The organism is Rhodothermales bacterium (assembly GCA_039944855.1).
Classification (GTDB): Bacteria; Bacteroidota; Rhodothermia; order Rhodothermales; family JANQRZ01; genus JBBSMX01.
On sequence record JBDUXZ010000017.1, the window covers coordinates 39,587 to 63,740 of the forward strand.

The following is a 24,154-nucleotide window of genomic DNA, read 5'->3' on the forward strand; positions in this document are numbered from 1 at the left end:
CCGTGCCCGTCCCCGCCACGCTCGAGTTCTTCATCGATCCCGCCCGCTGCATCGGCTGCCAGGCGTGCGTGCAGGCGTGCGCCGAGTGCGACACCCACCGCGGCCAGTCGATGATCCAGCTCGACTACGTCGACCGCGCCCACTCGACGCAGACGGTGCCCGTCGTGTGCATGCACTGCGACTCGCCGACGTGCGCCGAGGTCTGCCCCGCCGACGCCATCAAGCGGACCGAGGACGGCGTGGTCCACTCGGCCCGGAAGCCACGCTGCATCGCGTGCAACAACTGCGTCCTCGCCTGCCCCTTCGGCGTGCCGAAGATGAACACCGAGATGCAGCTCATGATGAAGTGCAACATGTGCTACGACCGGACCTCGGTCGGGCTCAAGCCGATGTGCGCCTCGGTCTGCCCGAGCCAGGCCCTCGCCTTCGGGACGCGCGAGGAGATGGCCCGCCTCCGGCCGAGTGCCCGCCCCGTCAACACCTTCCAGTTCGGCGCGCAGACCATCACGACGAAGGTGAACATGATGGTCCCCGCCGACGACGGCCCGGACTGGGTGGACGTGACGGCCGCCATGCACGAGCCGACGATCGGACACCAGATGCTCGACGACATCTTCGACGACGACGTGTTCGGGGGCGACGGCTTCATCGACCTTCTCAACGACGACCCCGCTGACGCATGAGCCCCGAGCCCCCCCTCATCTCCCGTGGTGCCTCCGCCCCGCAGGACGCCGACCGCTCGACCGTCCCGCCCGACGGTCGCCCGCTCGCCGAGCAGCCGAAGTGGCGGCGGGACTTCCCCATCGACTGGCCGCAGGACGAGTACGTTTCGCGCCGTGACCTCGTGAAGTTCATCTGCCTCACGAGCGTGGCCTTCGTGGTCGGGCAGTTCTGGATCGTCGGGAAGAGCCTGTTCGGGCGGCGCGAGGCCGCGCTTCCGGCGCTCGCCATCGCGGATGTCGACGAGCTCCCCATAGGCGGGGCCAAGACGTTCCGCTACCCCGAGGGCAGCACGCCGCGGCTACTCGTGCGCACCGGAGCGGCGACGTTCGTGGCCTACGACCAGCAGTGCACCCACCTCCTCTGCCCCATCGTGCCGGCGCACCGGGAGGGCATGGGCGTCGCCGCGTCTGAGCGGGGGCTGGAGCTCCACTGCCCGTGCCACAACGGCTGGTTCGATCTCGAGACGGGCCGCCCCCTCGCCGGGCCGCCGCGCCGCCCGCTCCCGCGCGTCTCCGTCGAGGTCCGCGGCAGCATCGTCTACGCGACCGGCGTGGAGGAGCCTGCGGCATGAAGCATCGCCCTGCCTTCTCCGACGAACGGGCTCCCGGCAGACGCCCGCCCTTCGTCCGCGCCCAGCGGATGACGATCGTCAACGGCATCCTGCTGTTCGTCGTGCTGATCGTCATCTTGCAGCTCTGGCTGCTGACCGCGACGATGAACGCCTACCTCGGCGGCGACACCGGCGTCGTGTGGCCCGCTGCCCTCGCGAGCCTCGTCTGCCTCGGCCTCAACGCCGGCCTCCTCTGGTACCTCTACCGGCTCGACTGAATGGACCCTCTAGCCCCTCCGGCCCCCACGTCTGCCACCGACGCACCGCCCGACCGACGGGGTGCGGTGCGCGCCCTCGCACTCGCCACGCTCGCGCTCGCGGTGAACTTCTGGGCGTGGAACCTCCTCGGCCCCCTCGCACCGACCTACCGAGAGCTCCTCGCCCTCTCGCCATTCCAGGTCTCGCTCCTCGTCGCGGTCCCCGCGCTCATCGGCGCGCTGGCCCGCATCCCCATCGGCGCGCTCACCGACCGCTACGGCGGCCGGATCATGTTCACGGCCGTGACGGCGCTCACGATCGTGCCCGTCCTCTTCCTTGCCGCGACCGACGCCTACCCGTCGCTGCTCGTTGGTGGCTTTTTCCTCGGGCTGGGTGGGGCCTCGTTCGCCGTCGGCATCCCGTTCGTGAACGCGTGGGTGGCCCCCGAGCGGCGCGGCCTCTTCCTCGGCATCTACGGCGCGGGCAACGTCGGCACGGCCGTTTCAGGGTTCCTCTCGCCGCCCATCGCGGGGGCCTTCGGGCTCCCATCGGCGTACCTCGTCGTGGCGGGCGCGCTCGCCGTGACGGCCGTCGTCTTCGCGCTCCTCGGCCGCGATGCGCCGGGGCGGGTGGCTTCGACCGGGTCGATGATGGCGGGCTTCGTCGCGGCCGTGAAGCTCCCCATCGCCCGCGACCTCGCGCTGCTCTACGCCATCACGTTCGGCGGCTTCGTCGCCTTCGGCGCCTACCTGCCGACGTTCCTGACCGAGGCCTACGCCCTCACCGTGCCGGACGCGGCGCTGCGGGCGGCCGGTTTCATCGTCCTCGCCACGGCGACCCGTCCGGTCGGCGGCGCGCTCGCAGACCGGTTCGGCGGGGTGCCCGTGCTCCTCGGCTCCTTCCTCGCGATTGGCGTCGGCGCGATCGTGACGGCGTTCGAGCCGGACATCGTGACGGCGACGGTGGGCTTCCTGACGATTGCCGCCGCGCTCGGCGTCGGCAACGGGGCCGTGTTCGCGCTCGTCGGCCGGCGCTCGCCGGCCGGGACGGTCGGGAGCGTGACGGGTCTCGTCGGCGCGGCGGGTGGCTTGGGCGGGTTCCTCCCGCCGATCATCATGGGGCTCGTCTTTCAGGCGACGGGGTCGTACGCCATCGGCCTCATGCTGCTCTCGGACGTCGCGTTCGCGGGGGCGGTCTACACGGCGTGGCGTCTGCGGGACGTGAAGCTCCCGAGCGCCTGAGGCTAGGCAAATTGACCGGGGTTGCCCTCGCCTGCTTAGGCCGGCAGGTGAGGTCCGGCCCCGCTCAGCGCCGCAGCGGCGAACCAACGGTATGTCACGGTGCTCTCCTCGCTCCCCCCGACATCCGCCGACTCGACGCGTACCCCGATCAGGTTTGCACGGTAGGCCAACGGGGGGAGGCACTCATCCCATCCGGCCGGGCTCCCTTCACCCCACAGCAGACGGAACCGCAGCCAGCATTCCTTGTCGTCGCGTCCGGCTTCGACGACCACGCGCTCCAGCCCCTGATCCTTCAGGGTCGCGTTGAGCAGGTCTTTAGCGAGTTGGTAGAGTTGCGCAGCTTCGAAGCGGTTGACGGGAGCCTCTAAGCCGTCCCGGTGCACCGAGATAGGGACACGGTGCCGCTGAGCGGCCGTCGCAGCTAGTTCGTCGAGGGCGTTGCCCAGGCTGCCCATCGCTTCCAGGGGTGCGACGGACTGGAACAGGCTCAGCGCCTGCTGGTCCACCTGGTGCAGGTGCGCCGTTAGCTCTAAGGCCTCGTCCGCTTCGGCGAGTTGCCGTCTCTCGAGGTGCCGCGCGAGCTGGCGGCTCATCATGCCGAGTCCCGTGAGCGACTGCCCGAGTTCCTCGTGGAGGCTGTACCCGACGGCCCATCGCTCTTCGTCGCTCGCCCGTAGCACGTGCTGCTCCAGCAGGCGGCGCTCGGTGATGTCCCGCACCGTCACCGTGTACTGGAGCCCCTCCTCGTGTGTCACCGGGACGAAGACGACCTCGACGGGGAAGCAGGCCCCGCTCTCGCGCCGCCCGCCCATCTCGTGAGTACGTGTGGCGCCCTGCTCGGCCGGTCGCAGGAATATGGCGCGGTCCCGCTCGAAACGCACGCGGTGCTCCGGGTTCAAAAGCTCGGCGAAGGGCCGGCCACGGAGCTCCGGCTCGGCATAGCCGAAGATCTGCTCGGCCGCGGGGTTGACTGAGGTGATGCATCCACGCGCGTCCAGCGTCAGAACGCCGTCAGCCGTCGTGGCGAGGACGGCCCGGTGCTTGGCTTCGCTCCTGAGCAGAGCACCCTCGAAGGCCTTCCGCTGGAACGACAGCACGGCGACGGTCCACATCGCGGCGACGGCCAGGAGCCGGTTCGTGAGCGTGATGGACAGCGCCGCGCCCGGCGGGGACAGCCACAGCCCGGCGCCGGTGAGCAACGAGCACACCGCCGCCACGGCGATGATGAGGCGTCGGTCCGGCAACCACATCGCCAGAAGGACGGGCGCGATGTACGGGACGCCCCCCGCGATGCCGAGGGGCAGCCAGAGGTCGACGACGAAGATGACGAGCGTCAGCAGCGCCCCGAAGAGCACGACGTCGGCCCGCGCCTCCCCCCGACGTAGCGGACCGAGGAGGACATCGCGATACGGGGTAACGTTCATCGTTCAGGACGCCGGGGGTGGTCGCTGGAGAGTCGGCACGGTACCATGATCCCCCATCGTTGCGGTTCGACGCGACAGGGGCCACCACCTCGCGCGTGTAAGCTGCATCCCTACACAGCCGCGAGCGTGTGGCCCCCGTACTGGCCTACTGCGTGGCTACCGATCAGGCCCGCGTCGGGATGCCCCGCCGCCTGCAGCGGCCCCGTAGTTTGTCATCCCTCGTTGCCTCTCGCGAACCCCAGCAATGATCACTGTTCAGGAAGCCGACCTCCTCCTAGCCGAGCACGCCTGCACGCGCGGGGCAGTCTCCGTCCCGCTGACGCAGGCCGTTGGCCGCGTGCTCCGCGAGGACGTGGCGGCCGACCGCGACTACCCCCCCTTCGACCGCGTGGCGATGGACGGGATCGCCGTGGCCTCGGCCGGACTGGAAGACGGAGCGCGTCGGTTCCGGCTGGCGAGCACGCAGGCGGCGGGCGAACCGCCCCACACGCTCCCCGAGACGGGAGCATGTATCGAGATCATGACGGGCGCGGCGCTGGCGGAGGGGTGCGACACGGTCGTCCGCTATGAGGACCTCGACCTCTCGGGCGGCTGGGCCACGCTGCGCGACAGCGTCGAGGTGGAACCGAAGCAGAACGTGCACGTCCGCGGCTCGGACCGTCGGGCGGGGGAGCCGGTGCTAGAGGCGGGCACCCGGCTCCGCTCGCCCGACATCGCCGCGCTCGCCTCGATAGGGAAGGCGGAGGTTCGCGTGGCGGCGCTGCCGCAGATCGCCGTCGTCACGACGGGCGACGAGGTCGTGGCGGTAGACGCCCCTGTGCTCCCGCACCAGATTCGCGAGTCAAACGGCCCCGCCGTCCGCGCCGCGCTCCACCGGCACGGCTACCCGGACGTGCAGCTCGATCACGTGCCCGACGACGAGGCCCAGCTCCGGCACCACCTCGGTGCCGCCCTCGATGAGGCCGACGTGCTCGTGCTCTCCGGCGGCGTCTCGGCCGGCAAGTTCGACCTCGTACCGAAGCTCTTGGACGAACTCGGCGTGCGCGAGGTCTTCCACAAGATCCGCCAGAAGCCGGGCAAGCCGCTCTGGTTCGGCACGGCGGCGCGCGGGCAGGCGGTCTTCGGACTGCCGGGGAACCCCGTCTCCGCGCTCGTGTGTCTGTATCGCTACGTGCTCCCCTTTCTTGCAGCCTCCGCCGGCGAGACGCCCCGACCGCCGGAGACGGCCCGGCTCGCGCGGCTACCGAGGCGGAAAAACGACTTCACGCTCTTCGTGCCGGCCCGCCGCGAGGGCCTCGACGCGCACCCCGTCCACTCCAACGGCTCCGGCGACTTCCTCTCGCTCCTCGCGAGCGACGGATTCGCTGAGGTCGCGGCCGAGGTCGAGCAGCCCAGCCCCGTCCCCTTCTACTCTTGGAGCGCCGCCTGATGGAACTCCTCCCCGTCCTCACCGACCCCCACGGCCGCTGGATCCGCAAGCTGCGCGTCTCGCTCACCGACGTGTGCAACTTCCGGTGCACGTACTGCATGCCCGCGAACGTCCGCTTCCAGCCGTCGGCGACGCTGCTCCCGCCGGACGAGCTGGTGGGGATGGTCGCCGGACTCGTTGAGGAGGGCGTTCGCCAGGTCCGCCTCACGGGCGGCGAGCCGCTGGCGCGGAGGGAGTTCCGAGAGATCGCCGAGGGCGTCGCCGCGCTCCCCCTCGACAAGCTCGGCCTCACGACGAACGGGTACTGGCTCGAAGACCACCTCCCGTTCCTCGAAAAAATCGGCTGCCGCCACGTCAACGTCAGCCTCGACAGCCTCCGCGCCGACCGCTTCGAGGCCATCACCCGCACGCCCTTCTTCGACCGCGTGCTCCGCTCGATCCTGGAGGCGAAGGCGATGGGCTTCCCCGTCAAGGTGAATGTCGTCCTCATCCGCGGCGCGAACGACGCCGAGGTCGAGGACTTCGTGGCCTTCTCGGCCACGCACGGCGTCCCCGTCCGCTTCCTCGAATACATGAAGATTGGACCGCAGCGCGGGCGGCACGACGATCTGTTCGTCCCGGCTGGCGAGGTGATCGAACGGCTCCGCAAGAGAAACGCGCTCACGCCCATCGAGGCCGAGGCCGACGCGACAGCGTTCTCATTCCGCACCGACGACGGGGCCGAGGTCGGGTTCATCGCGTCGGAGAGCCGGCCGTTCTGCGCTACGTGCTCGCGGCTACGCCTCTCCGCGCGCGGCCGGCTCCGCGCCTGCCTGATGTCTGAGGACGGGCTGAGCCTCGTGGGCGTCCCGCGCGAGCGCTACCCGGAGGTGCTGGCCGAGGTGATGGCGATGAAGCCCACCGGGCGGCTGCCGGAGATCGCGCAGCCCATGCACGAGATCGGAGGATGAGCGAGATGCCCAGCAAGAGGATGTCCAGCGAGAAGACGTGCGACCGCACCCGTCGCCGGTTCACCTACCACCCGTTCGAGGTGGCGCTCTGCGGCTACTCGGGGGCGGGCAAGACGACGCTCGCGTGCCGCCTCCTCGCGCGCTGGGCCGACCGCTACCACGTCGGCTTCGTTAAGCACGACGCGCACCGGTTCGAGATGGACGAGCCGGGGAAGGACACGCACCGGGCGGCCGAGGCCGGCGCGGCGGGCGTGATGATCAACGACCCCCGCCACTTCGCCCGGATCAGCACCCTCCCCTACTCCACCTTCGAGCGCGCCACCGCCTTCCTCGACGCCGACTTCGTCCTCGCCGAGGGGTTCAAGCGCTCCGACCTCCCCAAGCTCCTCCTCCTCGACCCCGACGGCCGCGCCGAACGGGAGTACCGCGACGGCCGGTTCACGAACGTCCTCGCCGTCGTCGGCCCCGCCGAGCGGCCCGAGGGGCTCGGCGTGCCGCTCTTCCACCGCGACGACGTGGACGACGTCGCCGAGCTGATCGAATCTCACGTTCGTCGGCAGGCCGAAGCACCGCTCTACGGCCTCGTGCTCGTCGGCGGCGAGAGCCGGCGGATGGGCCGCCCGAAGTGGGCGCTCGACTACCGAGGAGAGCCGCAGGCCGCGCGCACGGCCCGCCTCCTCGGCACCGTCTGCGAGCGCGTTTTCCTCTCCGTTCGCCCCGGCCAGGCGGTCGAGGGGATGCCCGAGGCGGAGCGCATTGAGGACCGATTCCCGGCGTGGGGACCTTCCACGGGCATCCTCTCCGCGATGGAGGCGCACCCCGAGGCCGCGTGGCTCGTCGCCGCGTGCGACCTCCCCTTCCTCGACGCGCGGACGCTCGAAGACCTCGTGGCGGGCCGCGACCCGCTCAAGCTCGCGACGGCCTACCGAAGCACCCACGGCGGCAGCCACGAGGGCCTGCCCGAGCCACTCTGCGCCGTCTGGGAGCCGCGCGCCCGCCTGCGCCTCCTCCAGGCCGCCGGGCTGGGGATGGCCTGCCCGCGCAAGGTGCTCATCGAGTCGGTGCCCCGGTTGCTCGACCTAGCGAACGCGCGGGCGCTCGACAACGCCAACACGCCCGGCGAGTACGAGGCGGCGCGTGCGGCCCTGCAGTCGTCCGCGCAAACCTGATCCCCATGAAGAAGCAGATCGACGTCAAGCAGATCGTCGTCCACTACTACGCCCTCTTCCGCGACCTCCGCGGGAAGGATAGCGAGACCATATCGACGCAGGCCGCTTCGCCGCGCGAGCTGTACGAGGAGCTGGGGATGAGCGACGCCCTCCGCCTCGACACGCGCTCCGTCAAGGTGGCGGTGAACGACGCCTTCGCCTCATGGGACGACGCCCTTCAGGGTGGCGATCTCGTCGTCTTCATTGCGCCTACGGCGGGGGGCTGACGTGTTTCGGATCACCAACGAACGTATCGACACGGCGGACTGCCGCCGTGCCCTCGAAGCCGCCTCGGCCGGCGGGTTCGTGGCGTTTGAGGGGTGGGTGCGCGACCACAACGAGGGGCGGGGCGTCGTCTCGCTCGAATACGAGGCGTACACCGCCCTCGCCGAGAAGGAGGGGCTCCTCATCGTTACGGAGGCCGGCCAGCGTTTCGAGGCCGAGCGCGTAGGCGCCGCGCACCGGACGGGCCACCTCGCCGTCGGCGACCTCGCCGTGTGGGTGGGGGTCTCCGCCGCGCACCGCGACGCCGCTTTCGCGGCCTGCCGCTACGTCATCGACGAGCTCAAGCGCCGGGTGCCCATCTGGAAGCGCGAGCATTACGCCGACGGCACGGCGGAGTGGGTGAACGGTGCCGCGCGCCCGCCCGAGCAGCGAACGAACTGAGGGGAGCCAGCGCTACCCCGGAGCCGGGGCTACGTCGCAAGCATCTTCAGCCCCGCCACGATCAGCACCACGCCCAAGAGCCGCCGGACGGCCGGTGCGGGGAGCCGACGGCTTCCCAACTCGGCCCCGATCCACCCACCGGCCAGGGCCGCCACGGCGAGACCGGGAAGGAACGGCGGCAGCATCGCGCCCTGTGTGGCTTGCCCGAGCAGCCCGGCTACCGAGTTGACGAGGATGAACGCCGCCGCCACGCCCGAGGCCGTTCGCACGTCCGTCCACCCCGCCAGCACGAGGAGCGGACTCAGGAAGATGCCGCCGCCAACGCCCGTGAGGCCGGAGAGCAGGCCGATGACGGCCCCGACCGCGAGCGCCACCCCGTGCGGGGCCGCTCCCGCTGGGGTAGAAGGCACCCCCCGTGGCTGGCGCAGGAGCCGGTACGCCGCGTAGAGCAGGACGAGCCCCACGAGGGGACGGTAGAACGCGCCCGGCAGCGTCGCCGCCCCGCCGATGTAAGCGAACGGTACCGAGAACGCGGCGAACGGCCAGAAGGCCGTCCATGAGAAGCGACCGGCGCGGTAGAACTTCACACTCCCGATCCCGGCGACGAGCACGTTGAGCACGAGGGCGGCCGGCCGCATCTCCGGCGGTGCCACGCCGAGGAACGCCATCGCCGCGAGGTAGCCCGAGGCTCCGCCGTGGCCGACGGAGGCGTAGAGGACGGCGGCCACGAATACGAGCCCGCCGAGGACGATGAGGGGGCCCGCTTCCACCCGCTAGACGTTTACGAGGTCAGTGGGAGGATACGCTCCGTGGGGCAGTTGGAGCACGCCACTACTTCTCCGACGCAGCTTGGGCACTCCCCTCGAGCTCGGGAGGCACCCTCAGATGAGGCGCTCCTCGTAGGCTGAGAGGTGGATGAGGAAAGCGCTGCGGAGCGTCCGCCGCCGAACCTCCTCGGACGTGGGGTCTGTATGCAAGAGGCGCCCCCGGAGTCCGCCCGTCGTCGGGTGCCCTCGGATGGCGAAGAGCTCGGGCGTGAGGACACCGAACTGGCAGCACAAGCAACGCGCGAAGAACGTCATGTCGAGGGGCCGCCACTTGCCGGGGAACGCCAAAACCTTGGCCGTGCGCGGCACGACCTGCTGGACGAACCCGCCGGCCGGATCCACCTCGAAGAGCGCCCGCGCGAGCGCGGAGGGAATCGCTTCTCGGACAGCCGGCAGCTCGACTTGGCCGTCGGTGTTGATCGCGGAGGCGATGAGGAACGTGGGGTTGATCACGGCGAGGCCCTCACGCAACGGCCAACGCTCCCTCTGCGCCGGCGGCTTCCGGTTGATACAGGACGGCCTCGATGCAGAACCGCTTCCGTCCGGCGGGGACGACCCATTCCACGACGTCCCCCTCCTGCTGCCCGAGCAGCGCCGTGCCCACCGGCGCGAGCACCGAGACCCTTCCTTGGCGGAAGTCGGCGCTGCCCGGCATTACGAGGGTGTATTCCCCTTTCTCACCGGTATCAACGTCCCGGATCCGCACCCGTGAGTTGAGGGTGACGACGGTCGGGGGAACGTCCGTGGAGGGGACGACGACGGCCCGCTCTAGCTCGTCCGTCAGGTCTACGAGAGACTTGACGTCCTGGCCTGCCGGCTGCCGCGACGTGATGAGCCGGTAGAGCATGCCCCGGTCCAGTTCCGTGACGTAGAGGGTATTCTGACGAGCGGTCTTTTTCATGGCGGTCGATAACGATGAGTGGCCGTCTCCGTTCGACGGTAGTGCCGTCCGACGGAAATGGGGAGGTAGCCGGGGACCGACCCTCGCCGCGGAGCCTACTGGAGGTGGAACATCGAGTCTCGTCGCGAAGCCTCGCGGTGCGCCTCCCTGCGTGGCTCCAGTGGTCCCCGTCTAGGCCGAGGGCTCGGTGGGTAGATCACACGGCTCTACCACCCGACGGGCCGGGGCCGTAGAGCCCCGGCCCTTGATGGGCCGTAGAGAAGGGATTGAGGGACCGTTGGGGACCCCGGAGTCGGCGGAAGCCGCCGGGCTCTGATTGAGTATCGGGACCTTTCAGCGATAAGTCCAATCTTTTAATCGTATTCCCCGATAGGGAAGGCGTATCGGATCGGCCGCCCGCGCTGCGTGTTCGAGATCGACGGACGTACTGGCCTCCCATACCTTCGTAGAGCCGCACTGCGTGAGGGGCGGCGGTCAGGTCGCGGGGTGGATCTCCCCCACCCTTCCCGCCCCGAGCCCCACGACCACCTTCGCGCCGAGTACGACGACGAGGGACAGAAGCGGGACGCTCCACCCCCCCGAGAGGTCGTGGAGCGCGCCGAAGAGGGTCGGGCCGACGGCCGCCAGCAGGTAGCCTACCGACTGCGCCATCCCTGAGAGCGCCGTAGCCGTCTCCGCATCCGCGGCGCGGACGACGAGGAAGAGCAGCGAGAGCCCAAACGTCCCCCCCAGCACGAACCCGAGCAGCCCCACCCAGAGAGCGGCGAGGTCGAGGCCGGGTGCGAGGAGCCCAGCGAGGGCGACGGCCTCGACGAGCGCGAGCGCCCACACGATGCCGCGTTGGTCGGCGCGGCGGCCGGCCCAGAGCGGGACGACGGCTGAGCCCAGGACGCCCGTGGCCTGCGAGAGTGCGAGCATCCATCCGGCCTCGGCCGCGCCCAGCCCGCGGCTCTGGAGGAGGTCGGGGAGCCACGCCAGCACGACGTAGAACGTGAGCGACTGGAGCCCCATGAAGAGCGCGACCTGCCACGCCAGCGGCGAGCGGCCGAGGTCACGCAGCGACGCGCCTACACTCCGGGACGTCCGGGCGGGCGTCCGCCGTCGGAGCTGCGGGAGCCACGCGGCGAGGGCGACGAGCGCGAGCACCGCCCATGCCCCGAGCGAGCCGCGCCACCCGAGCACCGCTGCGAGCGGTACGGCGACGCCGGCGGCGACCGTTGCGCCCACGCCCATCGCGCTCGAATACAGGCTCGTCATCGGGCCGGACCGCTCGGGGAAGTCGCGCTTGACGAGGGCCGGGAGGAGCACGTTGCCGAGCGCGATTCCCACGCCGAGCAGCGCCATCCCGCCGAAGAGCAACGCGACCGAAGGCACCGCGCGCACCACCGTCCCCACGCCGATCAGAGCCAGGGCAACGGCGAGTGCCCCCTCAATCCCTCTCCGCCGCGTCACAAGCGGCGTGAGGGCAGAGACGAACCCGAAGGCGAGGAGCGGGAGCGTCGTCAGCAGCCCGAGGGCCGTGTTCGAGAGGCCTGTCGCGTCACGGATGTCGGCGACGAGCGGGCCGATGCCGGCGAGCGCCGGACGGAGGTTCACGGCGATGAGCACGATGCCCATCACCAGTAGCCCCCGACGCAGAGTGCCCTGCTGCCGGACAGGGTTCGGCGCGTGCATAGGCGGCTTCTCGCGGTCGTCGGATATGTCCGGTCTCTGCACCGCTAAAACACGTAGCCGATGCGGAGGCCGACATCGGGAAACCGGTCGAGCCGGTCCGTCCCGAGCGAGAGCACAAGCGGGCCGATGGGCGTGCGGTAGGCGAGGTCGAGGCCCAGCCCCGCCAACACGTCGTCGGTGTCCACGATCGCGTCGTCGTCACCGAAGGCACGGCCAGCATTGGCGAAGAGGTGAGCCACGAGGCCTCCCGTGTCAATCTGGATGCCAGCGACGCCGAGCCACGCGTTGGGGCCGGTGAGTGCTTCGGACGGGTGACCGTAGAGTGGAAGGAACGTGCCCGGCAGGACCGTCACCGTCTGTATCCCCCCGACGAACGTCCGCCGGCCCAGCGGCAGTCCGTCGCCCGAGCCTCTGGCGTAGGCGGTGCGACCAGTGAGCGAGACGCGGGGCGAGACGGGGACCCAGACCTCGGCGTCGAAGAGGGCGCGCGTGAACGCCCCCGACTGGATGCCGAGGAGGCCGAGGGTGTCGGCCGAGACGCTGGCCTGCTCGGCGACGCGGTCGGTGAACTCCGTCGCGTCGAGGCGACCCTGCCCGGCCTCGGCCTGGGCGCGGAGCCGGAGGCCGCGCGTGGGTAGGTTCAGCCGGTCCAGCGTGCGCATTTCGGCGAACGCGGTGCCCGAGGCCCAGCGCTCGCGGAGCACGACGCCTTCCGGGTCGAGGACGATGGGTGTGCCGTCCGGCCCGGGGAAGACCGTGTTGGCGTCAACCGAGAAGTCCGTGATCTCGTCGCGGCCTAAGCCACCGCCGACAGAGCCACCGACGAGGAGAGAGGAGAGCGGCGACCAGCTCGCCACGAGTCCGCCCTCGGCGACGCGCTGCGTGAGGACGGAGCGGTCCTTCTGCTCGCCGAACAGGTCGACCGAGACGGGTGCCTCGGTGACGCTGGCCTGAGCGCCGACCTCGACGAGCGACGTGAGCCCGAGCGGCATCGTGTAGGTGGCGAGCGCCTGGGACTGGCGGCCGAGGCGGACGGCGAGCGCCGATCGGTCGCCCCAGCGGAGTCGGTGTCGGAGCGTGAGTTGGGCGAGCAGCTCGCCGCCGTTGAGGTCGTCGTAGCGAAGCCCCAGGCCCAGCCGGTCCGGCGGGTCTTTGGGAACGAGTGAGATTTCGAGCACGCCCGGCTCGCCCCCGGCTCCCCTCACGACGCGCGGGATGACGTAGTCGTAGCTGCCCGTGGCGACGAGGCGTTCGACGAGAAGGTCCACGTCGTCCGGGCTGAGGTCGGTGGGAAGGCGGAGCGCGGTGATCCGCTCGGCGAGCCGGAGCGCCGGTCCGTCGATGCCCTCGAAGCGGACGGACCCGATGCGAACAGCCTCGAAGGGTCCGGGCGACGCGAGCGGAATGGGGACACGCTCGATGCCGTTCGCGTCCAGGAGCGCGCGGATGGCCGGCATCGCTTCGGTGGCGACGCGGCGGCCCTCGGCGATCCAGGGTGCTATGTCCGTCATGCCAGCCGTGACGACGGCACCCACATCGGGCTGGATGAGCACGTCGGCGCGCTCACGGTCGGCCTTGGCGCGGCGGCGGCGCGTGGTGCCGGTCGCCTTCTCGAAGAGCACGAGCAGGTTGACGTTGTTGCCCTCTGCCGTCAGCCGCAACTCGCCCGTCTCCGGGTCGATGTCGGTGCCTACGTCGACCGCGATGACGAGGTCGCCGCCGAGCGCCTCGGCCTCGGCCGTCGGGAGCATGTGGTCCGGGCCGCCGTCGTAATAGATGCCGCCGTCGTAGGGAATGGGCCGAAAGGTGCCCGGCATCGAGAAGCACGTCCGGATGGCGAGCGGCAGGTAGCCCCGGTCGAGCATCACGTCCTCGCCCGAGACCAGTTCGATGGCGTTGCAGGCGAAGGGCCGCGGCAACTCGCGGAAGTCGGTCACGTCCTGCACGTCCCACATCAGCCGGGCCATCAGTTCCAAGACCGGCTGGCCCGTCAGGATTCCGTCCGGGAGCGCAGGCGAGAGCCCGCGCATCGGAATGTCCAGAAGCGTCGGTCCCGGGGCGAGGGTTTCGCCGAGCGTGAGCGCGGGCGGGTCGTTTGAGCCGAAGAGGAGCGAGGGTACGTCGAGGCCCAGCACGATCCGTTCGAGGTCGTACCCGGTGTAGCCCACCGCGAAGAGCCCGCCCATGAGCGCACCCATACTGGTGCCCGCGACGATGTCGACCGGGACGCCTTCCTCTTCGAGCACCTGAAGGACGCCGATGTGGGCGAACCCCTTGGCGGCACCGCCCCCGAGCGCGAGCGCGACGGTCGGGCGCTCGGCTGATCGATCCGGCCTTGGGGATTGGGCGACGGCTAGCGGACCGGCAATCAGCAGAAGGACGAGGGCGCACGCGAGCGCGGGGAGGAGCTTCGAGAACGGGGACATGGCAGCGGGGTCAGGGAGCAGACGTGGCGGGCGCATCGGAAGGGCCGGTGACAGGCGTGAGACGGCGGCCCGCCGTCTCCGCCGTCGCGATCTCCGCCGTCGCGATGTGGAGCGTCCGCGTGGGGAAGGCGAAATCGATCCCCCGCTCTTCGAAGGCCGCGACGAGCCCGAGGTTGATCGCCTGCTGCGCGTCCATGTAGCGGCCGTAGTCGGAGTCGAGGACGTGGTAGACCACCTCGAAGTCGAGCGAGGAGTCGCCGAACGCCTTGAAGTGGGCGCGGTCGAACCGGAGGCGTGGCAGGTCCGGGGCCTCCCGCTCGACGGCGTCGCGGACGAGGCCGGGGATCGCCTGGAGCGTGGCGTGGGGGGTGTCGTAGGTGACGCCGAAAGTGAAGACGACGCGGCGCTCGACCATCCGGCGGTAGTTCCGCACGCGGCTCGCCAGGAGGTCGCCGTTCGAGAACACGATCTGCTCGCCGGACAGGCTCCGCAGCCGGGTCGACTTCAGCCCGATGTGCTCGACCGTCCCGAAGTCCGTCCCGACGGCGAGCGTGTCCCCGATCACGAACGGCTTGTCGAGCACGATCGAGAGCGAGGCGAAGAGGTCGCCGAGGATGTTCTGCACGGCGAGGCCGATCGCGATCCCGCCGATGCCCAGCCCGGCCACGAGCGCCGTCACGTCGATGCCGAGGTTGTCGAGCAGCATCAGCCCGATCACCGCCCATACGACGAGGCGCGAGAGGAAGCTGACGGCCTGCATACTCGTCACGGCCGCGGCGTCGGCCTCCAGCTTCTCGGCCTTGTAGCGCTCCATCCAGAGCGTGATCAGCCCGGTGATCCACCGGCCCGACTGAAGGAGGGCGGCGAGGGTCAGCAGGCCCGCCGTCCACGCCAGCCCGCGCTCGTCCCATCCGGTAATGCGGGCGGCGAGGTAGAGCGCGAGCGCGAAGAGGAAATACCCCCGCGTGCGCACCAAGACGTTCGTGATGACCTGCTCGACCCAGAGCGTCTCGCGGTCAGACGTGCGGCGGATGCGCCAGTGGATCAGCGCCCGTGCCCCGAGCATCAGGAGTGCCGTGACGACGAGCGCGGCGACGAGCAGCAGCCACTCCTCGACCGTCGCGCCGAGCACGGAGCGGGCGAGGAGTTCGTCGTCGAGGTATCGGTGCAGGAGCGCGCGCATGGGGTGACCGACGCAAAGGCGGGTGCTGATGAGAGCGAAGGGTTACCGGACAGCTTAGGCCGCCGTCTCAGTTCCCGCGGTACGTGCTGTACCCGTACGGGCTCACCACGACGGGCACGTGGGTGTGCACCGAGGGGTCGTCCAGACGAAACACGACGACGATCTCGGGGAAGAACGGCAGGGCCGGACCCGCGGAGTCCTCCGGGGCCTCGGACGCGAAGGATGACCAGTAGCCCTCCATGTCGAACGTGAGCCGGTACCACCCCGCGCTAGGCGCGCCGGGCGCCGACGGCGTGCGGTCGAACGACTCGACGCGCCCGTTTTCGGCCGATACGGCGCGGCCGATCTCGGTCCAGGCATCGCCCTGCTTGACCTCGAGCATGACGGGGACGCCGCTGCCGCCGACACCTCGGGCGAGGTCGAGCACGTGCGTGGAGAGGTCTTGCGAGGACGCGAGTGGTGCGGTGAGGAGGGCGCAGAGGGCAGCGAGGAATAGACGGATGGACATGGCGCGTACGGTTGGTTTGGGATCTGAAAGGGGAACCCTTCTGAAAGGGAATTACTTTGGGGAGACGGGGTAGCGGCTCATCGAGCGGTCAATCCAGCGTCTGCACGCCGCCGCCGTTGACGAAGAGCACCTGCCCGCTCACCCACGACGAGATCGGGGCGGCGAAGTAGAGCACGGCCCCAGCGATGTCCTCGACCTCGCCGAGCCGCTCCAGCGGCGTGTGCGCCAGCATCCGGCGCTCGATCTCGGGCGTGAGGACGGAGGCGAGCGCATCGGTCCGCACCGCGCCGGGGGCGACGGCGTTGACGCGGACCGTGGGGCCGTAGTCGAAGGCGAGGTTCGCCGTCATGTGGTTGACGGCAGCCTTCGACGAGGCGTAGGCGCTGATGGCCGGGCTGTGGTTGACCGACGCCATCGAGGAGATGTTGACGATGGAGCCGGTCCCCGCCCGCTTCATGTGGGGCGCACAGAGCTGCGCCAGCCGCCACCCGCTGAACACGTTGAGCGCGAAGACCGAGGCGAACTGCTCGACCGAAATATCCGTCGGGCTCTCGCGTCCCGCTCCCCCGCCACCCGCGTTGTTGACGAGGACGTGGACGCCACCGAACTCGGCGACGGCCCGTTCCACCAGACCCGTCCGGTCCGCATCGTCGGTCACGTCGCAGCGGACGGCCAGGGCTCGGCCTCCATCCCCCCGAATCCCCTCAGCCACGGCTTCGGCATCGGACAGGTCGAGGTCGGCCACGGCGACGGCGGCCCCGTAGTCGGCCAGCATCCGGCAGCAGGCGCGGCCGATCCCGTTGCCGCCGCCGGTTACGATGGCGACATGGTCTTTCAGGTTGAAGTGCTCAGTCGGTTTCATCGTCACTCTTCGTCTTGGGCCATGAGGTACTCGGCGATGGCGTGGTAGGCGGGCAGCGAGGTCGCATCGTTCGCAGCGTTCCCGGCAACGGGATGCGAGGCGAAGCGGACGATCACCATTTCGGCTGTCGGGTCGATGTAGATCGTTTGCCCGTGGACGCCTCGTGCGGCGAACGCTCCTTGCTCGTTGTGGGTGATCCACCACATGTTGCGGTAGGACCAGCCTGGGAGGGCCGGGTGATCCGAGGCCGCGAACGCCTCTTTACTTCCGCCCTGCCGGATGTCGGCGATCGCGAGGCGGGGCAGTACCTGCTCGCCGCGCCACATCCCTTCGTTCCGAACGAGCTCGCCGAAGCGGCCCATGTCCCGGAGCCCGGCGCTGAATCCGCCCCCAGCCACAGGCGTGCCCTGAGCGTCCACCTGGAAGTAGGCCGACTGCTCCATCCCGAGACGGCTCCATGCCCGCTCTGAGAGGAGATCGGCCACGGACTTCCCGGAGGCGCGCTTGACGATCCACCCGAGCGCGTCCGCGTTGGGCGTCTTGTAGGCGAAGACTCGACCGGGCTCCCCGTGTGGCTCGAGGGTCTGGAGGTAACTCAGGGTCCCGACCGGACCCGTGTACCCGGCGGGTTGGGGAAGCGGGTTGCTGGCGACGGCGTACTGCCAGACTTCGGCGTTGGGGTCTGCGTAATCCTCGCTGTAGTCGAGCGCCGTGGTCATATCCATGACCTCGCGGACCGTGGCCTCGCCGAACGCCGAGCCTTCGAGTTCGGGAACGTAGGCGGTCACCGGCTCGGACGGATCGAGGATGCCCTCGGCGGCGAGCGTGGCCGCCATCATTCCGGTGAGCGACTTCGTGACAGACATCGCCGCGTGCTGTCCTTCCGCTGTGAGCGCGGCGAAGTACCGCTCGTAGACGATCCGCCCCCGGTGGAGGACCAGGATGCCGTCGGTGTAGTTCTCCCACAGCGAGGCCTCCCACGTCATCGGCTCGTCAGCCCCCCAGGGCATGAACGTGACGGCGTCGATGCTACCGTCGAGGGCGTACGCTAGGGGGACCGGCGCACCCAGCCCTCGCGACACGTCGACGGTGGGCAGGAACTGCCGCATGTGGGCTACGCTCCACCGCAGTGCCGGGAACTCGAAGAACGACCCGTCGGCCGCGCTCAGAAGCTTGTCGGCGGGCGGAGGGGAACCCTGCATCCACCCCATCTCCAGCGGATCGCTGTCACGGGCGGAGAGGGGCGCGTCTTGGGCACGGGTGGACGTGGACATGGCGAGGAGGGCCAGGAGGAAGAGGAGTTGTTTCATGATAGGCTCGGGAATCGTGAGAGGTGGAGCGGGGAAGCGGGTGCCCTCAGTCCAGTGAGTCAGCGCAGCGAGCGTCCGCAGCCGCGGAACGTCTCACCATCGAGCTCGACCACGACGGTCGCTAGGAGGCGCTCGCCGCTCATCGTGTCGGTGCACGGATCGGTGGTGATGGTGACGGTGAGGTCGTGCGCCTCGGTCTCGGCGTGGTAGACGGTCGCATCGCTCGTCCGCTCCGGTTCCGGCGCAGGCATGATGGCGCTGCGGTCGCCATAGGCGTAGACGAACGTGATGCGTTCGCCTTCGCGGATTTCGAGGTGCCAGCCCGGCTCCTGCCCGATGGCGCGGAAGTCCACGCCGAGGCGCTCCGCCTCCACCCACGGCTCACGCTGCGCGTTGCGACGGCAGCTCAGGAATTCCTCCCCGTCGACTTCGAGCAGGGCCTCATCAAGCCCCTTCGTCCAGACCGTCACAGGACCGTCCTGGTACTTCACGCCGCTCGCCGCGCGGACCTGGCCGAGCACGCGGTACGTCCCGCGGGGGCCCTCGAAGCGCTCCGGCAGCCAGATCGCGATCTCCCCCGGCCCGGTGCGGATGCGGAAGGTGAAGGGGCCGTCGGGGCTGTCGCAGCGGTAGGTGTAGTCGCGGAGGGTCTCCTGGGGTGGCATCTCGCCCACGTCCTGAGCCCTTCACTGGAACACGAGCGCGCCGCCCTCGGGGCTGCTGAGCGTCAGACGCCCGTCGGCCAGGGTGTAGCGGCTCGCGCTGTTGAAGACGCCGAAGAAGTCCTGCGAGACGGACGGGTTGGGGCACGCGGCGAGCGTCGAGAGTCCCTGGGAGAGGCGGAGCGTCCCCCCGGGCGTGGCCTCGAACGTGCCGCCGTACTGGTTGCAGTCGGCTTGCCCGTTGTACCGGCCGTCGGCCCCGAAGGAGAGCGTGAACGGGGCCTCACCCTCGTACGAGATCGTGACGCCGCTCGGCTCCCGGATCTCGGCGAGCCGCCACGTCCGGCTGACGAGCCCGCCGATGTCCGCCTCGGTCACCTGGGTCAGCACAATCTCAATTTCGCTCTTGGGCGCGCCCTGGGTCACGACGGGGTACGCCGTGTCGGTCGTCCAGAGGAGCACGCCGTCGGCGTCGAAGATCTCCGCCCTCACGACGTAGCGGTTGCGTGGATGGACATCGGCCGAATCGTAGTCGAGCGAGAACGGGAGGGGGACCTGGCTCCCGGCCGTCTCGAGGCGCTCCTCGGCGAGCGTGACCGACGGCGCGTCGGCGCGGCTGACGTCGAGCAGGCGTACGGAGAGGACGGCATTGGAGGGAAGCGCGATGCGGGGGCGGTAGGTGACCGTCCCGCTGAGCGTGGCGTCGGCGGTTTCGCTGGGCATGGATTGGAAGGTGAGTTGGGGGCCACCGCTCGCTGTGAGCATGAGCCGGTCACCCTCGACCACGACGCGCTCGGCCCCGTTCAGGGCGTCGAGAAAGCGGGTCTCCTGCGTCATCTCGGCCGGCGGGCAGGCCATCCGCGTCGAGCCGACGTTCGAGAGCGCGAGCGCGCCGCTCGGGGCCAGTTCGTAGGTGCCGAAGTAGCGGTTGCAGCCGGTCGTTCCGAAGACGCGGCCGTCGGAGTCAAAGGTGAGGGTGGCCTCGGCCCCGGCGGCGTCCGTACCGAGCGTGACGAGCTGCCACGTCGGGCCGACGGCCCGGTCCGGCGCGTCTCCGAGGGACCCGGATGGGGCACAGCCAGCGGCTAGCAGGCCAAAGAAAAGCAGGGCGAGAGCAGGAACGAGGGGCGCGCGCATGGTCAGAAGGGATGAGGTGGGCAGGAAGGGACTCAATGAAAATCAAACGGCGCGGCCGTCGATAGGTTTGATGGATATTTTGTATCAATCCAGTAGTCTCAACCTATCACGACCTCTGCTATGGAACTCCGCCACCTCCGCTACTTCGTCGCCGTCGCTGAGGAACTGCACTTCGGCCGGGCCGCAGAGCGGTCGTGCGTCGCCCAGCCCACGCTGAGCCAGCAGATCCGGACATTCGAGGACGAAATCGGCGCTCGCCTGTTCGAGCGGTCGCGGCGGAATGTCGCGCTCACACCCGTCGGAGAAGTCCTTCTCCCCCACGCCCGCCGTGTGCTGGCCGAGGCCACGCGCGCCGAGGCGGCGGTCCGGGCGGTGGCCGAGGGGCGGGCGGGCTCGCTCCGAATCGGCTACGAGGCCCCGATCATGCGCGACGGGCTGGCCGAGGCGATCCGGACGTTCCGGGCTGACGTGCCCGGCGTGACCCTGAACTTCTGGGAGACTGGGAGCCGAGAGCAGACCGAGGCCGTGCGCGAGGGGCAGGCCGATGTTGGGCTCGTGCTCCTACCCATCGACGAGCGGGGCGTCGAGGTCCGAATGCTGGGCGAGGCTCCGATTCTGGTGGTGCTTCCCGAGGACCACCGCTTGGCAGGCTGCGATACGGTGGCGCTGGCCGAGTTGGCCGACGAGCCGCAGATCGCGTGGGCGCGGGCACCGGCCCCCGAGGTCTACGACGCCTATCTCCGAGCGAGCCAGGAGGCCGGCTTCGTGCCGCACGTGGTCCAGGAGATCCGGCACGTCGAGAGCCTGCTCGGGCTCGTGGCCGCAGGCGTCGGTGTCGGCACGATGCACGCGGCCCGTGTCCAGCCGGGGTATCCGGGGGTGGTGTACGCCCGACTCGTCGAGCCCACGCTCACGATTGAGACCGGCGTCGTGTGGCGTCGGGGCGACGAGTCGCCGCTGCTCGCACGCTTCCTGAGCGCGGTCGAGGAGGTCGCGGAGTAGGACGGTTTGTCCCGCTGAACCCTGCGCGGCGGACGCTCCACCTCCAGGAGTGTGATAGATCGGGCCTACTGTAGTGATACAGAGTATCCATGTAGTGATACAGAGTATCCATCGAGTCTGCCACAGGATTATGCCATCTTACCCCTCCTATCTGAAACCGTGATTATGCGCTTCCTCGCCCTGGCTACCGCGCTTCTCCTATCGTCCACCGCTTTCGCGCAGAACGTGCATCTGGACACGACGCAGGCCCCCGTCCGCATCACGTCGATGGGGCAGCCGCCCGTCTTCAAGCCCTACGTGGTGGGCGCGGCGAGTTGGGATCGTGAGGCGGAGGCGGTGGGGCCGGACCTCACGGGTGGGGTGTACAGGGACCTCGTCAACCCCATCGTCGGCCTCGGGGTCGCGCTCGAAGGGTACGTCGGCTGGGCGGACGGGGTCGAGGGCGGCGTCCGTCTGCTCGGGAGCGCGCGGTCCCTCGCGTTCCAACTAGGCGTGGAGCACCAGTTCGGCGAGGGCGGGGTGGACTTAGTCGTCTCGGCGCTGCCCCCGCTCCAGCGCGGCGGTCCGTTCGGGCAGGGCGGTGCGCTCCGCATCGACTGGGTGCCGACGCGGGGTCACTCGCTCCGGCTCGGCCTGACGATGCCCATCGCGCAGCGCTGGCTGGGCGAGGCCCGCCCGCCGAGCGCGACCGCACTGCTGCCTACCAGCCCTGACCCCGGCCCAGCCCCCGAGCCGCTCGGAGCGGACGTCGAGCAGGCGCTGCGCGAGGCCGCCGAGGGGGCCTTCTGGCTCAGCGTCTTCAGCTACGCCTTCCTCGACAACAGCGGCAGAGACGACGAGGCCAAGACGCTCGAAGCGTTCGAGACGAAGGTCCTCGCCTGGCGCGACTCGCTCACCCGGCGGGGGTCGGTGGGCGGCGGCTTCCCCACGTTCGCCCAGGCGGAAGAAGACTACCACGCTGGCCTGGAGCGGGCCTTCGCCCAGACCGTAGGCGCAGCGTCGGCCGAAAGCCTAGCCGACGCCGCACGGGCATCACTCCTCGACGAGGTGCTCTTGCCCTACGACCGCCTCATCGGCCAACCCAAGCGCACCGAGTCACTGCGGGGGCTATTCCCGGCGGCTCGCGCTCGCTTCGGACAGTGGCTGGGCGCGTCGATGTTCAGCGCCGAGGCGCAGCGGCGTGCGAAGGGCGCGTTCGATGGTCTGCTCGACATCGCCGAGGCGAACCGGGCTTGGATCCAGGGACAGTGGGCGGGGGACTCGCGCCCGGTCTGGCTCCCGCTCCAGCTCGGCCTGCGGCCCGACCAGCACGACTCGCAGGAGGAGTTGAATGCGCTCGTCGGCCGCGCCGTCAGGCGTCCCTTCACGCAGGGCAACGTCGTCCTGCCGATCAACAACACCTGGTTCTTCCGCGATCTCACCACCTCGCTCCACGCCGCCGAGGAGTACCACGTCCTGTGGGTCCACGACTACAGCGGGCGCGACCCCATCGGGCAGCCCGACACCGTGGCCTACCGGGTGACGACGGGCGGCTATCTCGACGCGCTCACCCAGGCCGTGCGGCGCTACGACGAGACGGGGACGCTGCCGGCCTTCTTCGTCTTCCTCGACGAGAAGAGCTACGCCGCGACCGAGGGGAAAATCTGGATGGACGTGCTCGAAGACCCGCTCGGCCATCGCTTCGGTCTGGCGGGGCACCCCGAGATGGAGGCCGGCGTCCGGCAGGCGCAGGAGGCACTCCGCATGGCCGTGGCCGGGTCCGAGCGGCTCCAGCGCGAGGCGGCCGAGCACGGCGAGGGCTGGCTACGAGATGTCGTCAAGGTCCACGTCAACATCACCTTCCCGTCGGACTTCTCGTTCCGCTCGTCGGAGCTGGTCTCGTGGTGGCCGGGGTGGTCCGACCTGCTCCCCGACGAGCTGATGCGCGACCACCGCAAGCTCGCCTTCTACGACGTGACCGAGCGCGATCCCCGGCGCGGTCGGGCGCTCTTCGTCGGTACCGGGGTTGGCGAGCAGTACGCCTCACCGACGTGGGAGGACCGGGGCGTGCTCACCGTCGGTCCGGCCCTCGTCGCGCTCAAGGACGCGGCGCGGGAGCTGCTGCTCGTGCAGGGCTTCGAGGCCGCCGAGATTCCGCCGCCGCTCCGGGCGGAGACAAGCCCCCCGAACTACGACGATCTCGTGGCCGAGTGGAACGAGGCCGGGGCCGACGCCGACGCGCTCAACGTGCACAACGAGGTGGGCTTTGCGCCGAAAGAGGCGACGCTCACGCAAGCCATCCTCTACACGCTGATGCCGAGCGGCTGCGTCATCTACGCCCCGGACTCGCTCTGGCTCAGCGCTTTCTGGGCGGGGCAACTCGTCGGGGCCGCCTTCCGCGGCTGCTCCGTCCGCGTGATCGCCCCGGCGCTCGCCAACGCGCCCTCGGCTTCCAGTCCGGTGATGGCGAGGAGCCGCGCCCTTGTCGCCCGGCTGCTCGCCGTCCAGACTCTGATGAGCGACGTGTTCGCTCAAGCCGGCGGGGACTTCCGCGTCGGGCTCTACACCCGGACCTCGCCCGTGGACGACCTGCCGGCGGTACTGGCGGAGGCGGCGGAGAACTTCGGCCCCGGCTCGTTCATGCGCGAGGAGATCCCGTTCTCCGACGAGGTCTACGACCTACTCGCGCGCGCCCCCGATATGCTCACCGAGGGCGGGTTCGAGGCAGACCCCCTCGTGACCGACGCGGTGGAGCGGTTGCCGCAGCTTCACCGCAAGACGCAGTTCCTCGCTATGCGGCCCGTGATGCGGGAGATCGCGCGTGAGATGGACGTCGCCACAGTTCGCGAGGGCCTCGCAAGCGCGGCCCGAGGGATGGCGCTCGCCGACAGCGTCCAGGGTACGATCGCCTCCCGCGCCGCCGTGGCGCACCCGATGGTCGCCCGCGTGGACCAGCTACCCCCGGAGCTCCGCGACAGCACCGTGTTCTTCGCCCTCGTCGGCTCGATGAACAAGGACGCCCGCAGCATGATGCTCGACGGCGAGACGCTCCACGTCGTGGCCGGCCCGTGGAGCATGGTCCACTACCCCGACTTCGCGCTCCTGCTCGGGCGCACGACGTGGGTCGAAGAACAGCGGCAGATCGACGAGCTGATCCCGCCGTACAGCGCACTCAACCGCTGGCTGTCGCGTATCCTCCGCGACGTGTTGTGATGCGGCACGGGCTCTCTTTCG

At 70.1% G+C, this 24,154-nt stretch carries 23 protein-coding genes; 11 read left to right on the forward strand and 12 right to left on the reverse strand.

What is annotated here, in order from left to right; all coding sequences use genetic code 11:
* Window positions 1-2 precede the first annotated feature (2 nt).
* The 4 genes from ABJF88_08420 to ABJF88_08435 all read left to right on the forward strand — a co-directional run bounded on the left by ABJF88_08420 (window position 3) and on the right by ABJF88_08435 (window position 2,772).
* The gene (locus ABJF88_08420) at window positions 3-683 is read left to right on the forward strand and encodes a 4Fe-4S dicluster domain-containing protein (protein MEP0546942.1); all 681 of its coding nucleotides are present in this window, start codon (window positions 3-5) and stop codon (window positions 681-683) included.
* Entirely contained in the window at window positions 680-1,294 is a 615-nt protein-coding gene (locus ABJF88_08425; protein ID MEP0546943.1) for a Rieske (2Fe-2S) protein, read from the forward strand. The genes ABJF88_08420 and ABJF88_08425 overlap by 4 nt, the downstream gene beginning before the upstream one ends.
* Window positions 1,291-1,551 carry a DUF6755 family protein gene (locus ABJF88_08430; GenBank protein MEP0546944.1) on the forward strand — a complete coding sequence of 87 codons (261 nt, stop codon included), beginning with the start codon at window positions 1,291-1,293 and terminating at the stop codon, window positions 1,549-1,551. Before ABJF88_08425 ends, ABJF88_08430 begins: the two co-directional genes overlap by 4 nt.
* Window positions 1,552-1,617: 66 nt before the next feature.
* Window positions 1,618-2,772 (forward strand): MFS transporter, encoded by a 1,155-nt coding sequence (locus ABJF88_08435; protein MEP0546945.1) that lies wholly within the window; start codon window positions 1,618-1,620, stop codon window positions 2,770-2,772.
* Window positions 2,773-2,807: 35 nt separating this feature from the next.
* Here the strand turns inward: ABJF88_08435 and ABJF88_08440 are convergent, their stop codons facing one another.
* Window positions 2,808-4,196: a PAS domain S-box protein gene (locus ABJF88_08440; GenBank protein ID MEP0546946.1), complete on the reverse strand. Its 1,389-nt coding sequence runs from the start codon at window positions 4,194-4,196 to the stop codon at window positions 2,808-2,810.
* Between the two features lie 244 nt (window positions 4,197-4,440).
* Here ABJF88_08440 and ABJF88_08445 point away from each other — a divergent pair, with 244 nt between their 5' ends.
* Genes ABJF88_08445 through ABJF88_08465 form a run of 5 tightly spaced genes read left to right on the forward strand, consistent with a single transcriptional unit; the run spans window position 4,441 to window position 8,449 of the window.
* Complete coding sequence (locus ABJF88_08445; GenBank protein MEP0546947.1) at window positions 4,441-5,625, forward strand: molybdopterin molybdotransferase MoeA; 1,185 nt, start codon at window positions 4,441-4,443, stop codon at window positions 5,623-5,625.
* Window positions 5,625-6,575, forward strand: a complete 951-nt coding sequence (moaA, locus tag ABJF88_08450) for a GTP 3',8-cyclase MoaA (GenBank protein MEP0546948.1) — start codon at window positions 5,625-5,627, stop codon at window positions 6,573-6,575. The genes ABJF88_08445 and moaA overlap by 1 nt, the downstream gene beginning before the upstream one ends.
* 20 nt (window positions 6,576-6,595) lie before the next feature.
* Window positions 6,596-7,744, forward strand: coding sequence for a molybdopterin-guanine dinucleotide biosynthesis protein B (gene mobB, locus ABJF88_08455; protein MEP0546949.1), 1,149 nt, complete (start codon window positions 6,596-6,598; stop codon window positions 7,742-7,744).
* A gap of 5 nt (window positions 7,745-7,749) precedes the next feature.
* Complete coding sequence (locus ABJF88_08460) at window positions 7,750-8,010, forward strand: MoaD/ThiS family protein (protein ID MEP0546950.1); 261 nt, start codon at window positions 7,750-7,752, stop codon at window positions 8,008-8,010.
* A 10-nt stretch (window positions 8,011-8,020) separates the two neighbouring features.
* Window positions 8,021-8,449 (forward strand): molybdenum cofactor biosynthesis protein MoaE, encoded by a 429-nt coding sequence (locus ABJF88_08465; GenBank protein MEP0546951.1) that lies wholly within the window; start codon window positions 8,021-8,023, stop codon window positions 8,447-8,449.
* 29 nt (window positions 8,450-8,478) lie between these two features.
* Here the strand turns inward: ABJF88_08465 and ABJF88_08470 are convergent, their stop codons facing one another.
* The 11 genes from ABJF88_08470 to ABJF88_08520 form a co-directional block, all read right to left on the reverse strand.
* Complete coding sequence (locus tag ABJF88_08470; protein ID MEP0546952.1) at window positions 8,479-9,219, reverse strand: sulfite exporter TauE/SafE family protein; 741 nt, start codon at window positions 9,217-9,219, stop codon at window positions 8,479-8,481.
* 111 nt (window positions 9,220-9,330) lie between these two features.
* Complete coding sequence (locus tag ABJF88_08475; GenBank protein MEP0546953.1) at window positions 9,331-9,747, reverse strand: hypothetical protein; 417 nt, start codon at window positions 9,745-9,747, stop codon at window positions 9,331-9,333.
* Window positions 9,740-10,177: a GreA/GreB family elongation factor gene (locus tag ABJF88_08480; protein ID MEP0546954.1), complete on the reverse strand. Its 438-nt coding sequence runs from the start codon at window positions 10,175-10,177 to the stop codon at window positions 9,740-9,742. Before ABJF88_08480 ends, ABJF88_08475 begins: the two co-directional genes overlap by 8 nt.
* A 474-nt stretch (window positions 10,178-10,651) precedes the next feature.
* Complete coding sequence (locus tag ABJF88_08485; protein ID MEP0546955.1) at window positions 10,652-11,851, reverse strand: MFS transporter; 1,200 nt, start codon at window positions 11,849-11,851, stop codon at window positions 10,652-10,654.
* A gap of 44 nt (window positions 11,852-11,895) precedes the next feature.
* The gene (locus tag ABJF88_08490) at window positions 11,896-14,277 is read right to left on the reverse strand and encodes a patatin-like phospholipase family protein (protein MEP0546956.1); all 2,382 of its coding nucleotides are present in this window, start codon (window positions 14,275-14,277) and stop codon (window positions 11,896-11,898) included.
* Between the two features lie 10 nt (window positions 14,278-14,287).
* The gene (locus tag ABJF88_08495; protein ID MEP0546957.1) at window positions 14,288-15,460 is read right to left on the reverse strand and encodes a mechanosensitive ion channel family protein; all 1,173 of its coding nucleotides are present in this window, start codon (window positions 15,458-15,460) and stop codon (window positions 14,288-14,290) included.
* 67 nt (window positions 15,461-15,527) lie between these two features.
* Window positions 15,528-15,968 (reverse strand): hydroxyisourate hydrolase, encoded by a 441-nt coding sequence (gene uraH / locus ABJF88_08500; GenBank protein MEP0546958.1) that lies wholly within the window; start codon window positions 15,966-15,968, stop codon window positions 15,528-15,530.
* Window positions 15,969-16,056: 88 nt separating this feature from the next.
* Window positions 16,057-16,830, reverse strand: coding sequence for a glucose 1-dehydrogenase (locus tag ABJF88_08505; GenBank protein MEP0546959.1), 774 nt, complete (start codon window positions 16,828-16,830; stop codon window positions 16,057-16,059).
* A 2-nt stretch (window positions 16,831-16,832) separates the two neighbouring features.
* Window positions 16,833-18,104: a serine hydrolase gene (locus ABJF88_08510; GenBank protein ID MEP0546960.1), complete on the reverse strand. Its 1,272-nt coding sequence runs from the start codon at window positions 18,102-18,104 to the stop codon at window positions 16,833-16,835.
* Between the two features lie 95 nt (window positions 18,105-18,199).
* Window positions 18,200-18,805: an MliC family protein gene (locus tag ABJF88_08515; GenBank protein MEP0546961.1), complete on the reverse strand. Its 606-nt coding sequence runs from the start codon at window positions 18,803-18,805 to the stop codon at window positions 18,200-18,202.
* A gap of 21 nt (window positions 18,806-18,826) precedes the next feature.
* Window positions 18,827-19,939, reverse strand: coding sequence for an META domain-containing protein (locus ABJF88_08520; GenBank protein MEP0546962.1), 1,113 nt, complete (start codon window positions 19,937-19,939; stop codon window positions 18,827-18,829).
* 120 nt (window positions 19,940-20,059) lie between these two features.
* Here ABJF88_08520 and ABJF88_08525 point away from each other — a divergent pair, with 120 nt between their 5' ends.
* Both ABJF88_08525 and ABJF88_08530 read left to right on the forward strand, forming a co-directional pair.
* A complete protein-coding gene (locus ABJF88_08525; protein ID MEP0546963.1) occupies window positions 20,060-20,941 on the forward strand; it encodes a LysR family transcriptional regulator in 882 nt (293 codons plus the stop codon).
* Window positions 20,942-21,106: 165 nt separating this feature from the next.
* Window positions 21,107-24,133 (forward strand): hypothetical protein, encoded by a 3,027-nt coding sequence (locus tag ABJF88_08530; GenBank protein MEP0546964.1) that lies wholly within the window; start codon window positions 21,107-21,109, stop codon window positions 24,131-24,133.
* The last annotated feature ends 21 nt before the right edge of the window (window positions 24,134-24,154 follow it).

Bases quoted from the DNA above. Each gene is read 5' to 3' on its own strand.
- ABJF88_08425 (MEP0546943.1), top strand. From the start codon at position 680: ATGAGCCCCGAGCCCCCCCTCATCTCCCGTGGTGCCTCCGCCCCGCAG.
- ABJF88_08430 (MEP0546944.1), top strand. From the start codon at position 1,291: ATGAAGCATCGCCCTGCCTTCTCCGACGAACGGGCTCCCGGCAGACGC.
- ABJF88_08440 (MEP0546946.1), bottom strand. From the start codon at position 4,196: ATGAACGTTACCCCGTATCGCGATGTCCTCCTCGGTCCGCTACGTCGG.
- ABJF88_08445 (MEP0546947.1), top strand. From the start codon at position 4,441: ATGATCACTGTTCAGGAAGCCGACCTCCTCCTAGCCGAGCACGCCTGC.
- moaA (MEP0546948.1), top strand. From the start codon at position 5,625: ATGGAACTCCTCCCCGTCCTCACCGACCCCCACGGCCGCTGGATCCGC.
- mobB (MEP0546949.1), top strand. From the start codon at position 6,596: ATGTCCAGCGAGAAGACGTGCGACCGCACCCGTCGCCGGTTCACCTAC.
- ABJF88_08460 (MEP0546950.1), top strand. From the start codon at position 7,750: ATGAAGAAGCAGATCGACGTCAAGCAGATCGTCGTCCACTACTACGCC.
- ABJF88_08480 (MEP0546954.1), bottom strand. From the start codon at position 10,177: ATGAAAAAGACCGCTCGTCAGAATACCCTCTACGTCACGGAACTGGAC.
- ABJF88_08485 (MEP0546955.1), bottom strand. From the start codon at position 11,851: ATGCACGCGCCGAACCCTGTCCGGCAGCAGGGCACTCTGCGTCGGGGG.
- ABJF88_08490 (MEP0546956.1), bottom strand. From the start codon at position 14,277: ATGTCCCCGTTCTCGAAGCTCCTCCCCGCGCTCGCGTGCGCCCTCGTC.
- ABJF88_08495 (MEP0546957.1), bottom strand. From the start codon at position 15,460: ATGCGCGCGCTCCTGCACCGATACCTCGACGACGAACTCCTCGCCCGC.
- uraH (MEP0546958.1), bottom strand. From the start codon at position 15,968: ATGTCCATCCGTCTATTCCTCGCTGCCCTCTGCGCCCTCCTCACCGCA.
- ABJF88_08505 (MEP0546959.1), bottom strand. From the start codon at position 16,830: ATGAAACCGACTGAGCACTTCAACCTGAAAGACCATGTCGCCATCGTA.
- ABJF88_08510 (MEP0546960.1), bottom strand. From the start codon at position 18,104: ATGTCCACGTCCACCCGTGCCCAAGACGCGCCCCTCTCCGCCCGTGAC.
- ABJF88_08515 (MEP0546961.1), bottom strand. From the start codon at position 18,805: ATGCCACCCCAGGAGACCCTCCGCGACTACACCTACCGCTGCGACAGC.
- ABJF88_08520 (MEP0546962.1), bottom strand. From the start codon at position 19,939: ATGCGCGCGCCCCTCGTTCCTGCTCTCGCCCTGCTTTTCTTTGGCCTG.
- ABJF88_08525 (MEP0546963.1), top strand. From the start codon at position 20,060: ATGGAACTCCGCCACCTCCGCTACTTCGTCGCCGTCGCTGAGGAACTG.
- ABJF88_08530 (MEP0546964.1), top strand. From the start codon at position 21,107: ATGCGCTTCCTCGCCCTGGCTACCGCGCTTCTCCTATCGTCCACCGCT.